Origin of the sequence: Pseudoalteromonas sp. XI10, assembly GCF_001469895.1 — a bacterium.
In the GTDB taxonomy this organism is placed as follows: domain Bacteria; phylum Pseudomonadota; class Gammaproteobacteria; order Enterobacterales; family Alteromonadaceae; genus Pseudoalteromonas.
The window spans coordinates 235299-250805 of the sequence record NZ_LOPY01000061.1 but is presented as its reverse complement, the minus strand read 5'-3'; the positions used below and the strand labels follow the sequence as shown (position 1 = coordinate 250805).

General features: G+C 42.1%; 14 protein-coding genes. 5 read left to right on the top strand and 9 right to left on the bottom strand.

Going from position 1 to position 15507, the window contains the following annotated elements; genetic code table 11:
* Positions 1-2 precede the first annotated feature (2 nt).
* The 5 genes from serA to AUR67_RS19765 all read right to left on the bottom strand — a co-directional run bounded on the left by serA (position 3) and on the right by AUR67_RS19765 (position 4767).
* Positions 3-1232, bottom strand: coding sequence for a phosphoglycerate dehydrogenase (gene serA, locus AUR67_RS19785; RefSeq protein ID WP_058586515.1), 1230 nt, complete (start codon positions 1230-1232; stop codon positions 3-5).
* A gap of 14 nt (positions 1233-1246) precedes the next feature.
* Positions 1247-1900 (bottom strand): ribose-5-phosphate isomerase RpiA, encoded by a 654-nt coding sequence (rpiA, locus tag AUR67_RS19780; RefSeq protein WP_054554255.1) that lies wholly within the window; start codon positions 1898-1900, stop codon positions 1247-1249.
* Positions 1901-1954: 54 nt separating this feature from the next.
* Positions 1955-2551 (bottom strand): 5-formyltetrahydrofolate cyclo-ligase, encoded by a 597-nt coding sequence (locus AUR67_RS19775; RefSeq protein WP_058586514.1) that lies wholly within the window; start codon positions 2549-2551, stop codon positions 1955-1957.
* Positions 2552-2564: 13 nt separating this feature from the next.
* The gene (locus tag AUR67_RS19770) at positions 2565-3131 is read right to left on the bottom strand and encodes a hypothetical protein (protein WP_058586513.1); all 567 of its coding nucleotides are present in this window, start codon (positions 3129-3131) and stop codon (positions 2565-2567) included.
* 118 nt (positions 3132-3249) lie between these two features.
* A complete protein-coding gene (locus AUR67_RS19765; RefSeq protein ID WP_054562323.1) occupies positions 3250-4767 on the bottom strand; it encodes a S10 family peptidase in 1518 nt (505 codons plus the stop codon).
* A gap of 244 nt (positions 4768-5011) precedes the next feature.
* On the opposite strand from AUR67_RS19765, the gene AUR67_RS19760 reads away from it, so the two are divergent.
* The 5 genes from AUR67_RS19760 to mrcB all read left to right on the top strand — a co-directional run bounded on the left by AUR67_RS19760 (position 5012) and on the right by mrcB (position 10742).
* The gene (locus tag AUR67_RS19760; RefSeq protein WP_058586512.1) at positions 5012-6241 is read left to right on the top strand and encodes a diguanylate cyclase; all 1230 of its coding nucleotides are present in this window, start codon (positions 5012-5014) and stop codon (positions 6239-6241) included.
* A gap of 181 nt (positions 6242-6422) precedes the next feature.
* On the top strand, positions 6423-6761 hold the full coding sequence (locus AUR67_RS19755; protein WP_054554260.1) for a P-II family nitrogen regulator: 339 nt from the start codon (positions 6423-6425) through the stop codon (positions 6759-6761).
* 9 nt (positions 6762-6770) lie between these two features.
* Positions 6771-8000, top strand: coding sequence for an ammonium transporter (locus AUR67_RS19750; protein WP_054562321.1), 1230 nt, complete (start codon positions 6771-6773; stop codon positions 7998-8000).
* Positions 8001-8161: 161 nt separating this feature from the next.
* Entirely contained in the window at positions 8162-8323 is a 162-nt protein-coding gene (locus AUR67_RS20970; RefSeq protein ID WP_082401591.1) for a YqaE/Pmp3 family membrane protein, read from the top strand.
* A 91-nt stretch (positions 8324-8414) separates the two neighbouring features.
* Entirely contained in the window at positions 8415-10742 is a 2328-nt protein-coding gene (gene mrcB, locus AUR67_RS19745; protein ID WP_058586511.1) for a penicillin-binding protein 1B, read from the top strand.
* A gap of 105 nt (positions 10743-10847) precedes the next feature.
* Here the strand turns inward: mrcB and hemL are convergent, their stop codons facing one another.
* The 4 genes from hemL to AUR67_RS19725 form a co-directional block, all read right to left on the bottom strand.
* Positions 10848-12128: a glutamate-1-semialdehyde 2,1-aminomutase gene (gene hemL / locus AUR67_RS19740; protein ID WP_058586510.1), complete on the bottom strand. Its 1281-nt coding sequence runs from the start codon at positions 12126-12128 to the stop codon at positions 10848-10850.
* 72 nt (positions 12129-12200) lie between these two features.
* Positions 12201-13217: an aspartate carbamoyltransferase gene (locus AUR67_RS19735; protein WP_055197864.1), complete on the bottom strand. Its 1017-nt coding sequence runs from the start codon at positions 13215-13217 to the stop codon at positions 12201-12203.
* A 104-nt stretch (positions 13218-13321) separates the two neighbouring features.
* Positions 13322-13756 carry a CopD family protein gene (locus tag AUR67_RS19730; protein WP_058586509.1) on the bottom strand — a complete coding sequence of 145 codons (435 nt, stop codon included), beginning with the start codon at positions 13754-13756 and terminating at the stop codon, positions 13322-13324.
* Positions 13757-13776: 20 nt separating this feature from the next.
* The gene (locus tag AUR67_RS19725) at positions 13777-15459 is read right to left on the bottom strand and encodes a chloride channel protein (protein ID WP_058586508.1); all 1683 of its coding nucleotides are present in this window, start codon (positions 15457-15459) and stop codon (positions 13777-13779) included.
* Between the last annotated feature and the right edge of the window lie 48 nt (positions 15460-15507).

Genomic DNA, 15507 nt, shown 5'->3' with positions numbered 1-15507 from the left:
GATTAGTGAAGGATACGTGCTCTGATTGTACCTTCAACAGCACTTAGCTCTTTAAGAGCGACTTCTGATTGGTCTGTATCTACATCAATTACTACGTAACCAATCGCTTCGTCAGTTTGTAAGTACTGGGCTGCGATATTAATGCCGTGCTGTGCAAACGCTTGGTTAATTTGCGTTAGAACACCTGGGCGGTTATGGTGCACGTGTAATAAGCGGCTGCGGTTTGCAAGCTCAGGCAGTGATACTTCAGGGAAGTTAACTGCCGTAATGGTTGAACCATTATCAGAGTACTTAGCAAGTTTGCCCGCTACTTCAATACCGATATTTTCTTGTGCCTCTTGTGTTGAACCACCAATATGCGGAGTCAAAATCACGTTATCGAACTCGCGCAGCGGTGATACGAACTCTTCATCATTTGATTTTGGTTCTACAGGGAACACGTCGATTGCAGCGCCGCTCAGCTTTTTATCACGCAGTGATTCTGCTAATGCATCGATATCAACAACAGTGCCGCGAGAAGCATTGATCAAGATGGCGCCTTGCTTCATTACTTCAAGCTCAGCCATACCAATTAGGTTCTTCGTTTGCGGTGTTTCTGGTACGTGTAAGCTAATAACGTCAGCACGTTGTAGTAACTGAGTTAGGTTATGAATTTGCGTTGCATTACCTAGTGTTAGCTTGTCTTCGATATCGTAAAACTCAACGTTCATACCGATATTTTCAGCCATGATACCTAGCTGTGTACCAATGTGGCCGTAACCAATAATACCTAACGTTTTACCACGTGCTTCAAATGAACCGTTGGCTGATTTTAACCAACCACCGCGGTGCGCTAGGGCATTACGCTCTGGAATACCACGAAGTAATAATAAGATTTCACCAAGTACTAATTCTGCAACAGAGCGTGTGTTTGAGAATGGTGCGTTAAATACCGCAATACCACGCTCACGCGCACCTTGTAGGTCGACTTGGTTAGTACCGATACAGAAGCAGCCGATTGCGACTAGCTTTTCAGCTGCTTCTAATACCGTTTCATTAATATGAGTGCGAGAACGAAGGCCTACAAAGTGCACATCTTTAATGCGCTCAATGAGCTCGTCTTCAGGTAAGGATGTTTTTACGTAATCAATATTACTGTAGCCATTACGCTTAAGCGTTTCTACAGCACTTTGGTGCACGCCTTCCAGCAAGAGAATTTTAATTTTGTCTTTTGCTAACGATACCTTACTCATATCCTCATTCCTATTTACTTTATTTGCGGCCCGTTTTTGGTGCCGATAATGACTTTATCTGCGCCGCGATGGGCAAATAAGCCGTTTGTTACTACACCTACAATCTGGTTGATTGTTAGTTCTAATTCTTTGGCGTTGCTGATGTCTAAATTGTGCACGTCTAAAATGACGTTACCGTTATCTGTTACAACACCTTCACGGTAAACAGGGTCACCGCCTAGTTTTACTAGTTCACGAGCTACATAGCTGCGTGCCATTGGGATCACTTCAACCGGTAGTGGAAATGCGCCTAATGTTGTAACTTCTTTAGATTCATCAACAATACAAACAAATTGTTTTGCTACCGCTGAAACGATTTTCTCGCGTGTCAGCGCTGCACCACCGCCTTTGATCATCTCATTGTGTGGATTGATTTCGTCTGCGCCATCAACATACACATCAAGGCTTGATACGTCGTTTAGTTCGAATACTTCAATACCCAGTGCTTTTAACTTTTCAGTTGAAGCCTCAGAGCTTGAAACCGCACCAGTAATGGTGTCTTTAACTGTATCAAGTGCATCAATAAAGTGATTCACTGTAGAGCCTGTACCTACACCAACAATGGTATTTTCGTTTACAAACTCTAGGGCTGCCCAGGCAGCGGCTTTTTTTAATTCATCTTGCGTCATAATTATGTGCTCAGTTAGCTGTCAGAGAGGGCCTATAGTATACAAACAGTTTGCTTACCATTGGTAGATTTTCTCTGGGGTTATAATGTGTTTTAACGGTACATCCCATGATTCAATTGGCAATGCTGAAACATGCTGACATTGATGGGCAAGGCCTATCAAAATCGGTTTTTGCCAGTTTTCTTGGTAATACCGAGCCAACGTTTTGTCATAAAACCCACCGCCCATTCCTAAACGGTTACCTTGATCATCAAATGCCACTAATGGCATAAGTAAAATATCAAGCTTGTCTAAAGGACATATTTGACTGCAATTTAACTTGGGCTCCAAGATACCATAGCGGTTTGCAGTCATGGGTGAATTTTCTTCATACCTCTGAAAGTATAAAGTTGTGCCATTGAAGGGGTGGATGATAGGCAGATATAAATGCTGTTCTTGCATCCATAATTCTTTAATTAACAATGAAGTGTCTAATTCGCCATCATTGCTGAAATAAATGCCAATATGGGCATTTTTAGGTGTTTTTAGCGAATTTAAGTGTTGAGTAAAATTCACCTTTAGCGCAATTGCTGCATTTTTTTGTTGTTCAACAGTCAGTGAATTGCGCTTTTTTCGAATAGATTGTCTGATTTCTGCTCGTGTGTTGCTCATGTCAATATTAGTGTTAACTTTCTAAAAAGGAGAAAAGTTCAGGGAAAAGCTCCACTACACCCAAAATGATTAATAACACAATGACCATTGCAATAAGCGAATAGAGTAGGGTGTTTGAGCGTTTTTTAACAGGCTCGGTTAATTCGTCTTCAAGTAGCAAGTCATCTTCTTGCCAGCTATCGTCGCTATCAGCAACGCTGTTATTTTCAAGCTCAGGTAAACGTTGCTCTAAGTCATCCAGTTTTTCTTCTAGACGAATAAGACTACTGGTGATGTAATCGAGGGCATCAAAAATACGTTCTTCACGCTCTTTGGCCTGTGCGGCTGTATTGCTTGATTGGCTGTTGGTGGCTGCTTGGTTAATCGGTTGGAGCTTGGCTTTAATGCCAACACTGGCGAGTAGCTTTGCTTGTTTTAGTGCTTTATCTTGCTCGCTTGGTGCAAATAATGGCTTATGCTCAAACAGGGTCGCAACTTTCTCTGTAGTTGTTTTTAGTTTTGCAGCGAGTTGCTCTGTTGCTTGTGCTTGGTCAACACCGGCTTCAAGCCCTGCAAACATAACGCGAAATTTTTCTGCCATTTGCTGATTATCCAAATCCTTAAATCAATGACTTGAGTATATACCCAAAAAGATTAGTGGAAAAACAAAAGCCCGTATAAAACGGGCTTTTTCTGTTATGGTTTTGCAAATACGCTGTTTAGTATTTTGCTGCTTTGCCTTCGGCAGGCAGTGATTTAAGGATAAAGTCACGTAAGTCATTATTTGATGACTCTAAATCAGCATGGCGTAAATACATCATGTGACCACTGCGATAGCCCTTAAAGCTTAAGCGATCTTTCATTTTGCCACTTGGATCTAACTGCCACATTGTGTATTTAGCATCAAAGTAGTTTGTTGCACCGTCGTAGTAGCCAGATTGAATCATCACGTTTAAGTATGGGTTTTGTGCCATTGCTAAACGTAAGTTTTCACCTGTGTTGTTGCCTGAGCGATCCCAAGGGTGAACATTACCAAATAGGTTATATTTGATATCGGTTTTGTAGTTAAGCTCTTCACGTAGGTAATAGTTAATCGCTGGCGTGAATGAGTGTAACCATGAAGTAAGCTCAGCCCAGTAATCAGGTGACTCACCTGCATCACGTTTGTCGATACCTAGGTAACGAGAATCTAAACGGCCTACTGTTTGGCCGCGCTCACGCAACAGCTCTTTCCAGAAGAAGTTATTTGGAATATCAAGGTTATTTTGCTCAACAAACTTTTCAGATAAACCTGCGTATTTTGCTGCTTGCTTGATGATGGCACGTTTTTCATCAGCAGGTAAAAAACCACCTTTAGCAATTGCAGGTAAGAACTTGTTCACGGTGAACTGTTCAACTTCAGGTAATAACTCGTCTAAGTCTTTTGCTTGTAAGTCTGCGCTAAGGGCTTTGTGGTACCAAGCGGTTGCTGCAAAGTAAGGTAGGCGGTTCGCTGCTTCTACCGGGCCTTCACGTTTAATACCAATTTCAGTTGGTGATACTAGAATAACGCCGTTGATATACATCCATTGGCGATTTTGTAATTCGTGAGCAAGACCAGAAACACGAGTCGTACCATAGCTCTCACCAATTAAGAACTTAGGTGAACGCCAGCGCTCGTTGCGAGAAACAAAGGTATTTAACCACTCTGCTAAGTATTTGATGTCAGCGTTAACACCAAAGAACATTTTTTGTTGGTCTGATTTACTTGGCAGCTCACCTTTTTCGTTTTCAAGAACGCGCGAGTAACCGGTGTTAACTGGGTTGATATAAACAATATCAGCCACGTCTAGAATTGAGTAAGGGTTATCTTTTACGCCATAAGGTTGAACAGGGTAACCTTCGTCATCAATTTTTAATACACGTGGTCCAGTATAAGCAAGGTGCATCCATACTGACGCAGAACCTGGGCCACCATTAAACGAAAAAACTAAAGGACGTTTTGTTCTATCGTCTACTTTATCGCGGGTATAATAAGTATATTGCAGCGTTGCAACGGCATCGCCTTGCTCATTCCAAACCGGTTGTGTGCCTGTGGTTGCGGTATATGAAAAACGCTCACCATTAATGCGGGCTTTGTGCTCTGTTACCACTTTGCTGTCAACGTCAATACGACGTCCGTTATCAGCAAAGCTTGGAGTACTGAAGGTCAGTGTTAGTGCTGTCACTGACAAGCCAATAAAACTAACTAGTTTCATGTTGATTCCTTATTATTCGAATTGCAGCTATTAAAAAGTAAAGCAAACTCGATGACAAACTAATGAGACTAGTGACCAATATTAGCTGTTAAACAGAAAAATAACCGAAAATGCTGAGCTGGTTACAAAAAAGTGCATTTTTTTAGCAAAGATATTTTGCTTAATTATTTAGCTAGATTAAAAAATGGCGTATATTTAGCGTGTTTATAATCTGTGTACACGTGCTTAAGAAAGAGAAGTTGCAATGCAAAGAGTATTAGTAGTTGAAGACAGTAAAGTAGTACAGCAAGTGTTACGTCACCTCGCTGCTCACTATTTAGATGTGGCTGTCGACTTTGCGTGGTCTTTAAAAGAGGGCGTCTCTTTAATTTCAGAGCACGATTACACCTTAGCTTTAGTCGATTTAACGCTACCTGATGCGATGAATGGCGAAGTAGCTAAATACACCTTATCAAAAAACATCCCGACCGTTGTCCTAACATCAAAAATTGATGAATACATTCGCCAGCAGATGTTAGAGCTTGGTGTGGTTGATTACGTGGTTAAAGATAACCGCGATTCATACCATTATGCGATCAAACTTGTTGCACAATTACTTAGAAACGATGGTAGCAAAGCGCTGGTGGCTGATGACTCAGTGCTAAGTCGCACTTTAATGAAGCAAATGCTCGAAAAGCAGTTGTTTGATGTACGCGATGCTCAAGATGGTGAGCAAGCACTGCAAATGCTGAAAGACGATCCTGAAATCAAGCTGCTACTTACTGACTATGCAATGCCAACAATGGATGGTTTTGAGCTCGTTAAAGCGGTACGTAATTTCCGCGGCCGTGATGATTTAGCAATTATCGGTTTATCAGGTGCCGGCAAGCATGGTTTATCGGCGCGTTTTATTAAATACGGCGCTAACGACTTTTTAACTAAGCCGTTTATGAATGAAGAGTTTCATTGCCGTGTTATGCAAACCATGGAGCAGCTTGCTCTAATAGCCGATATAAAAGAAAGCGCATACCGCGACCATTTAACTGGCTTGCATAATCGTCGTTATTTTTACCAATACGCAGAAAAACTGCTTAAAAATGTTGAGCAAGAAAACGTATTGGCTTTGCTTGATATCGACTTCTTTAAAAATGTGAACGACCAGTTTGGTCACGAAGCCGGTGATCAGGCGCTAAAACAAGTGTCTTCATTTTTAAAGACTAAGTTTGATGACTTCACTATCGCGAGAATCGGCGGCGAAGAATTTGCCGTGGTACTGCATAATATGGACTTAGCTAAGGCCGAATCAAGGCTCAATACCTTCAGAGAGCAGTTAGCAAGCCACGCCTTTTCAATTAACGGTGAGCCATACTCATTAACCATGAGTATTGGTATGACCCAATTCCAAAATGTATCGCTTACAGCTGCGATGCGTATTGCTGACAAGGCCTTATATCAAGCCAAACAGCAAGATCGGAACTGCTTAGTTAAACTATAGTTGTGCTAATTGCACCAGCGCTGGTTAATTGTTAAAAAAATGCACCAATAGGGTGCATTTTTTTTGTGCAAAAACCAATTTTTATTTTTAAGTTATTGAAAATAGGTAATAAAAAATAGTGGCACAAAGGTTGGATTGTGTAAGCCAACAGGATAACAATAAGCGTCCGAAGGGGGCCACTATGAAAATGATTAGTGCAATAATAAAGCCATTCAAACTTGATGATGTACGTGAAGCATTGGCTGATTTAGGCATTGAGGGGATGACAGTTGTCGACGTTAAAGGCTTTGGCCGTCAACGTGGTCATACTGAGCTATATCGTGGAGCTGAATACCAAGTCGATTTTATTCCAAAAATCAAACTTGAAATTGCAACTCGTAGCGAAAATTGTCAACGCGTTGTTGAAACCATCACAAAAATTGCTTCAACAGGCAAAATTGGTGACGGCAAAATTTTTGTTTACGACTTAGACCAAATCGTTCGTATCCGTACGGGCGAACTTGATGAAGAAGCAATTTAAGGGGGAATTATGGAAAACACTATCGTAGAGTTGAAGTTCTCACTCGACACTTTTTACTTTTTAATGTCGGGTGTTTTAGTAATGTGGATGGCGGCTGGTTTCGCTATGCTTGAAGCAGGTTTAGTTCGTGCAAAAAATACAACAGAAATCCTAACTAAAAACGTTGCACTATTTTCTATTGCCTGCACTATGTTCTTATTAGTGGGTTACAACATCATGTATGTTGATAACGCAGAAGGTGGTTTCATCCCTTCATTTGGCGCATTAATCGGCACTCAAGCTGCTGATGCGGATCACTCTTTAGAGTCTGATTTCTTCTTCCAAGTTGTGTTCGTTGCAACAGCTATGTCAATCGTATCTGGTGCGGTTGCTGAGCGTATGAAGTTATGGGCATTCTTAATTTTCACTGTTGTTTTAACTGGTTTCATCTACCCAATCGAAGGTTACTGGACTTGGGGCGCAGGTTTCTTATCTGAAATGGGCTTTGTTGACTTCGCTGGTTCTGCAATCGTTCACGGTGCAGGTGCTGCGGCAGCGCTAGCTGGTGTGCTTTTCCTTGGTGCTCGTAAGGGGAAATACGGTAAAAATGGTGAAATCTACCCAATTCCTGGTTCTAACTTACCGTTAGCAACTTTAGGTACATTAATCCTTTGGATGGGTTGGTTCGGCTTTAACGGTGGTTCACAGCTACTTGTTTCTGACGCTGAAAACGCAACAGCAGTTGGTAAAATCTTCTTAAATACTAACGCAGCAGCAGCGTGTGGCGCAATCGCAGCACTATTCGTATGTAAAGTGTTATGGGGTAAAGCTGATTTAACTATGGTTCTTAATGGTGCACTAGCAGGTCTAGTAACGATTACTGCAGAGCCTGCATCTCCAACGCCATTACTTGCTTGTTTACTTGGTCTATTAGGTGGTTCACTGGTTGTATTTAGCATCGTTGCTCTTGATAAAGCGAAAATCGATGACCCTGTAGGTGCTATCTCTGTACATGGTGTGTGTGGTGCATTAGGTATCATGTTAGTACCACTTTCAAACTCTGATGCAACCTTTGTTAATCAATTAATTGGCTTAGTATGTATCTTAGGATTTGTGTTCATCGCGTCATCAATCGTATGGGCAATCCTGAAAAATACCATGGGTATCCGTGTTACCGAAGAAGAAGAACTAAACGGTATGGATCAACATGACTGTGGTATTGATGCTTACCCTGAGTTTGTATCAGTTCGCAGTAACTAATCTTGGTGCGTGCAAATAGCACGCCCATAACAATATCATTGTGTGTTCAAATCAAAGCTCTACTTAGGTAGGGCTTTTTTGCGTTTAAATAAGTCTTTTCTGATAGGCGAAATCGCTATTTTTTGACTATGCTTAATGTTCATTTCTAACAAGGAAAAACGATGGATAACAAACTCTTGCTTATAATTATTTCGCTGTTTTTACCGCCTGTTGCGGTATTTTTAAAAGCGGGCGCAGGTAAAGACTTAGTGATTAACATTATTCTATGCTTTATCTTCTTTATACCTGCTGTGATCCACTCACTCTGGTTGTGTACACGCTAAACGAGTTTAAGTGACTGTTAATTTTACAGGTGTTAATATTGCGCGGTTCAAGTCGTAATCCTGTAAAATTAACTGACCAATAGCGAACTCAATGGCTGATAAAAAAACTCCTGCAAAAAAATCGTCTAGTAAACCGAAGGCGACATCAAAAAAAACTACCGCTAAGCGCTCACGCGCACCTCAAGGGCCAGCTAAAGCTAGTGTATTAAGAAAACTTTGGTCAATTTTTTGGAAGCTTTCACTTGCTGTGATTGTTGCCATGGTGCTGTATCTAATTTATTTAGATGCAAAAATTACTCGCCAATTTGAAGGCAATAAATGGCAGTTACCTGCACAAGTGTATGCTCGTGCAATGAGCTTTTATCCTGGGCAGTATTTGTCTCAGCAAGAGGTTATTTGGGAGTTAAACCGTTTAAATTACTCATCTGTAAATAAGCTAAGCCGAACAGGTCAGTATGTTAAATCAGCTAACAGTATTAAAGTGTACCGCCGTGAATTTGAATTTTATGACGGCCTTGAAGACTCAAAAGTGATTGAGCTGCGTTTTTCAGGGCAGAAATTAGCAACCATCAAAGATAAGTTTGGCCGACGTTTAAACAGCGCTCGATTAGAGCCGGTTCAAATAGCTCGCATTGGTAATGATTCAAAACAAGACCGCGAGTTTGTGCCGCTAGATAAATTTCCGCCGATGCTAAAAGACACTTTACTGGTGGTTGAAGATCGTAATTTCTATCAACACCATGGCGTATCGGTGTGGTCAATTATGCGCGCTTTATACAGCAATATTAAAGCCGGACGTACAGTGCAAGGGGGCAGTACCTTAACTCAGCAATTAGCAAAGAATATATACCTTACCCGTGAGCGTTCGCTGGTGCGTAAGTTTAATGAAGCGCTTATCGCTCTGATATTAGATTACCGCTACAGCAAAGATGACATTTTAGAAGCTTACCTCAATGAAGTGTATTTAGGTCAGTCTTACAATCAAGGCGTTCACGGTATGGGTCTTGCCGCTGAGTTTTATTTTTCAAAGCCTGTGGATGAGCTTGAATACGACCAAATTGCGCTATTAGTGGCTATGGTTAAAGGTCCTTCATATTACAACCCACGCCGTTATAGTGAGCGCGCAATGGAGCGTCGTGATCTAGTACTTCGCTTAATGGTTGAAAATAAATTGATTGATACCCGTGAATATCGTGCAGCATTAAAACGTCCAATTGATATTGCACCAATGAAAGACAGTCTGCAAAAGTCATATCCAGGTTACTTAGAATTAGTTAACCGAGAATTAAAGCGCCTACTACCTGATCAGCAAGTGTTAGATGCCGGGGTGCGTGTATTCACCTATTTTGACTTACAAAAGCAAACGGCCATGGAAGAGTCGATTGAGGCAAGTCTACCTTATCTAGAAAGACGCCCTAAAACAGAAGAGCTTGAAGCAGCGATGATCTCCGTTAACGTTGAAAAGGGTGGGGTGTCGGCGTTGGTTGCAGGCCGTGACGTACGTTATTTTGGTTTTAACCGTGTGCTTGATACCAAACGTAATATTGGCTCACTTGTTAAGCCTGCCGTTTATTTAACAGCATTTGAAAGTGGTCAGTTTAATGTTGCCACATTGGTGGATGACTCACCGCTACAAGTGACTAATGAGCAGGGGAAAGTTTGGCAACCAGAGAACTTCGACAAGCAGTTCCGCGGCCCTATGCCACTATACAAAGCATTTAGTAACAGTATTAATATTCCTGCGGTTAACACTGGCCTTGATGTTGGAGTTGATAAAGTAGCTGATACCTTAAAGCGTTTAGGTGTAGAAGGGCGTATTGATCAATACCCGTCATTACTTTTAGGTGCACTTGAGCTTTCAAGCTTTGAGGTAGCGCAGCTTTATACAACCCTTGCTGCTGATGGTCAGTACCGCGAATTAACGTCTATTTCAGCACTGACTGACTCAGTAGGTAAGGTGCTTTATAAACATGATGTCAGTTCACAAAAGCGTTTTGATGATGCATCAATTTACATGACTAAGTACGCAATGAAGCGCGTGACAAAAGATGGTACAGCAAAGCGTTTAAACGCCCACTTCCCATCAATTCAGCTTGCAGGTAAAACAGGCACTAGTAATGATTTACGCGATAGCTGGTTTGCAGGTTTTGATCAAAACACGGTGACTGTTGCATGGATTGGTCGTGACGATAATAAGAGCACGGGGTTAACGGGCAGTGTTGGCGCATTAGAGGCCTACATTCGCTACCTTAAACCACTCAACCCTGAAGCCATAGCAGACACTCGTCCTGCTTCTATTCGCTGGGCCTTTATTAATGAAGAAACCGGTCTGCAAGCGCCTCCTGGTTGCGGCAAAGTGGTGCAGCTTCCCATTCGTGCCAGTGAGTTTGAGCCCAGACCAACTTGCGTTAGAGATTAATAACACCAACTCGCATTAATACTTAAATAAACGAATTGGCAAAGAATAAAAAAAGCCCCAGCATTGAAAAATGCTGGGGCTTTTTATTAACTTGCTTAACGCTTATTAAAGCTTCGCGAATGCGCGCTCTGCTGCTGCAATGGTGTCGTTGATCTCTTTTTCAGAGTGCTCAGCGCACACAAAGCCAGCTTCAAATGCCGAAGGAGCTAGGTAAACACCTTCTTCTAGCATTAAGTGGAAGAACTTTTTGAAGCGCTCTAAATCACACTCAGTCGCTTGTTGGTAGCTAGTTACTTTTTCTTTATCAGTAAAGAAGAAACCGTACATACCACCTGCGTAGTTTGTTGTAAGTGCAATGCCTGCTTTTTTCGCAGCGGCTTCAAAGCCTTCACAAATTGCTTTGCTCTTTGCTTCAAGCTCATCATGCAGGCCTTCAGCACTTAATAGCTCTAAAGATTTTAAGCCGGCTGCCATGGCAATTGGGTTACCTGATAATGTACCCGCTTGATAAACTGGGCCAACAGGTGCGATGTAATCCATGATTTCTTTCTTACCACCAAATGCACCCACTGGCATACCGCCACCGATCACTTTACCTAAACAAGTTAGGTCTGGCTTGATGTTGTAGTAAGCTTGTGCGCCGCCTAAAGCAACACGGAAACCTGTCATTACTTCATCAAAAATAAGTACAGATTTGTATTCATCACACACCTCACGTAAACCTTCTAAGAAGCCAGATACAGGTGGAATACAGTTCATGTTGCCAGCAACTGGTTCAACGATGATACAAGCGATTTCGTCAGCGTATTTTGAGAAAATTGCTTTTACTTCATCAAGGTTGTTAAACGACACAGTTAAGGTGTGCTTAGCAAAATCTTCAGGAATACCTGGCGAGTTAGGTACACCCATAGTCAGCGCACCTGAGCCTGCTTTTACTAGAAGTGAGTCGGCATGACCGTGGTAACAGCCTTCAAACTTTAAGATTTTGTCACGGCCAGTGAAACCACGTGCTAAGCGAATTGCACTCATGGTTGCTTCAGTACCTGAGCTTACCATACGTACTTTTTCGATTGATGGTACTAGCTCTTTTACTTTTTCGGCCATTAAAATTTCAGTTTCGGTTGGCGCACCATAGCTTAAGCCATTTTCAACGGCTTCTAATACCGCTTGTTTAATAGCTGGGTGGTTGTGACCCATGATCATTGGTCCCCATGAACCAACGTAATCGATATAACGGTTACCATCAGCATCAAAGGTAAAAGGACCTTCTGCTTTAGTGATGAATAAAGGAGTACCGCCAACGCCATTGAAGGCACGAACTGGTGAGTTAACACCGCCTGGAATTGATTCTTGCGCGCGATTAAAAAGATCTTGGCTAATTGTCATGAATAGTCCTATTGGGTTGTCACGTTAAATGAGTTGGTTTGCAAGGGCTCAAAGAGCCCAAAACGAAGCAAGTTAGCTATTACGTTTACGGCTAAACCAAGGCACGTCGACTTCATATTGCTCAACTTTGTCGGCAACATCTAAGGTTAGAGCAAACAACGCCATGCGAATTAACACGCCATTTTGTACTTGGCGGAAAATCGCTAGGTTGTCGTTGCTATTTAAATCGTTATCTAGCTCGTTTGCTTCTAAACGGCTATCACGAGGAAGTGGATGCATCAGTACTGAGTTAGGCTTACAGTGTGCGTTGTAAATTGCCTGGCTGATACGGAAACCACCACGGTATTTGTTAGCTTCTTCTTGAGAAGGGAAGCGCTCTTCTTGGATACGGGTTTGATAAACAATATCGGCGGCCAAGTTGCCTTCCATCTTATCGACTACTTGAATTTTATGACCTGCGTTATCAACAGCATCTAAAATGTAGTCTGGCATTTGTAAGCCATCAGGTGCCACCATTGAGAACTTAACGTCTTTATAATGACAAAGTAATTTAGATAAAGAGTGCACAGTACGGCCGTATTTTAAATCACCTACTAGGGCAATGTGCATACCGTCGATGCTTTGGTTGAAACGACCTAGCTCACGTTCAATCGTGAGTAAGTCAAGTAGGGCTTGTGTTGGGTGTTCATTTGAGCCATCACCGCCATTGATTACTGGTACATCACAGCCTGTGGCAAACTCAGCAACAGAGCCTGCGTCAGGGTGGCGCATTGCGACTGCATCTGCATACGCTGAGATCACGCGTGCGGTATCATACAAAGATTCACCTTTTGCAAGCGCAGAGCTTTGCATGCCCGTTGTTTCACGAACCAAACCACCTAGTAAGTTAAATGCTGTACCAAAACTTACGCGAGTACGCGTGCTTGGTTCAAAGAACAAGTTCGCTAAAATTGCGCCCTCTAAAACATTGGTGCGCTTTTGCTTTTTAGCATAAGGCTCCATTTTCTTAGCAACTGCAAAAATACGTTCAATACAATCTCGATCAAGCTGATTGACCGACAGGATATTTTCACCTTGGAAACTTAGCATGGGGTTTGTTCCTAATCACATTTATAGGGCGCTGGCACTCGGTATGGGAGGCCGCATAAATTTGCGCAATACTATAGCAAATTTTTAGCGTTCACAGCAGCAAATTATAAGTTAGGTTTAATAATTGCTAGTGCCACTATAGCTAAAAGGATGAGTACCGGAACTTCATTAAAAATACGGTAAAAGCGATCGCTACGTGTATTGCGGTCATGCTTAAAGTCAGCCAGTAGTTTGAAGCAATAGCCGTGGTAGATATAAAGAATAATCACTAACACCAGTTTGTAGTGCAGCCACATGCTGTATCTAAACCAGTCTCGACCATATTCAAAAATGGTCAGTACACCAAACACCAATGTTAAAACGGCAAACGGCGTCACAAAAAACAGTAAGCGGCGTTCCATTACTTTCAGCATTGAGTTGCAGGCTTTTTCTTCACTCATTGCGTGGTAAACAAAAAGACGTGGCAGGTAAAAAATACCGGCAAACCAAGCAATCATAAAAAATACGTGGAAGGTTTTATAAACTAATAGCGCACTCATTTAAGCATCCATTTTAATTGTTATAACAAACTGTTGCGTATGGTAAGGATATGTCTGATTTGGTCCCAACGCAAAAGGCCCATAATCTGTTGGTTATCAAGCAGGTTGTAAATATACACAGCACCGCTGCGTTTATCTTTTAATAAGTCAAAAGCATCGGCTAAAGTTGCTTGGCTACTAAGGCCGGCAAGGCTGACATATTTGATATTACTTTCTTGATCAGACATCAGGCTTAAATCATATTCAGCAAGACGATAGCCATTCTCTTCATCATGAACAATCAGCGGGGTTTGGCTATCAAGGGCATCGAGCGACTCTTTAATTTGTTGTTTGTCGTCACTGTAAAGCAGCTTGAACTGCTCATCCATTTCATCCATCACACCTACTTTTTGTAATGCTTCGGTAGCAGGTGATATTTGATACTCAAGCCCTTGGAAATCGAGTTGTTGCATAAAAATAGAGCGGTTACCAAAAAACTGCAGTGCCGTTACATAAGCCGTTGAGATCACCAGCATGGCTGGCACAATAATCTCAGGACTTGAGGTTAACTCCATAACCGTAGTAAGCGCAGCCAGTGGTGCGTGTAATGTTGCAGCCAATAACCCCGCCATGCCAAGCATGCTATAGGTACCTGTGATATCAACACCCGGACTAATAAACTGCGCGAAAAAGGCCATTAAGGTGCCCATTAATACCCCAAGCCCAATAACAGGGCCGATGATCCCACCTGGAATACCTAAACCAATGGCAAATAAAGTGGCGAGTAATTTGGCAATCAAGATGGTTGTTAAAAACTGCACATCATCTGGTGATTCAATGGCAATAGTGATAGCACTCATACCTGAGCCCATCGCATGAGGAACCATATAAGCAATTAAGCCTGCTATTAATCCTGCTAGTAATAGACGAGGGAACATACTTAGTGGTTTAAAAGTACGGATTATAAGCATCAAGTTTTGGTTAAATGCATAGGCAACAGCGCCAAGTGCCATACCAAAAATGATTAAAAATGGGTAATGCCAACCACTTAATGGATTCATAGTAATAAGCGCAAGCTCAGAAGCGTCACCAAATACAAATTGTGTGGCTAATGCCCCGGTAACCGCAGCGAGCATAATTGGTACGAAAATATGCACCTTATACTCCCTCAGCACCACCTCCATGACAAAGATAACGGCTGCAAGTGGGGTGTTAAATGAGGCAGCAATACCAGCTGCAACACCACAACCGGTGAGGGTACGCATTGCATTATGTGGAAGGTGTAATTTATCGGCCAGTAAGCTTGCACCTGTTGCACCCATATGTACTGATGGACCTTCTCGACCGACCGAAAAACCACTGATCAGGGCTAATGCACCACCGACAAATTGGTTTACCGTGTTGTAAAGCGGCATTTGACCATAATGTTTTTTAATGCGGTGAATTACAAATGGGATACCAAGACGATAATGCTTAAAGCCTGTTAGGGCGGCGAATAAGGCGATTAATAGGGCCGCACCCACAGGCAGTATCATCCGCTCATAGGTTGGTAAAGTGGTGAAGTCATCGGGCTTATCTAAAAATAAGCTTTGAAAAAACATGATTGTGAGGCGAAAAAGTATGATTAACACTGCCGCAATTAACCCTGCACTTACACCAAGTAAGCACAATTGCACAGATGTTTTAGGCTTTGCTAGGCGACGTCTTAGTCTCTCAAGCCACATGCATATTTCCTCACAGCACTTTTGAGCCGCAGTTTAGCAAATCAAATT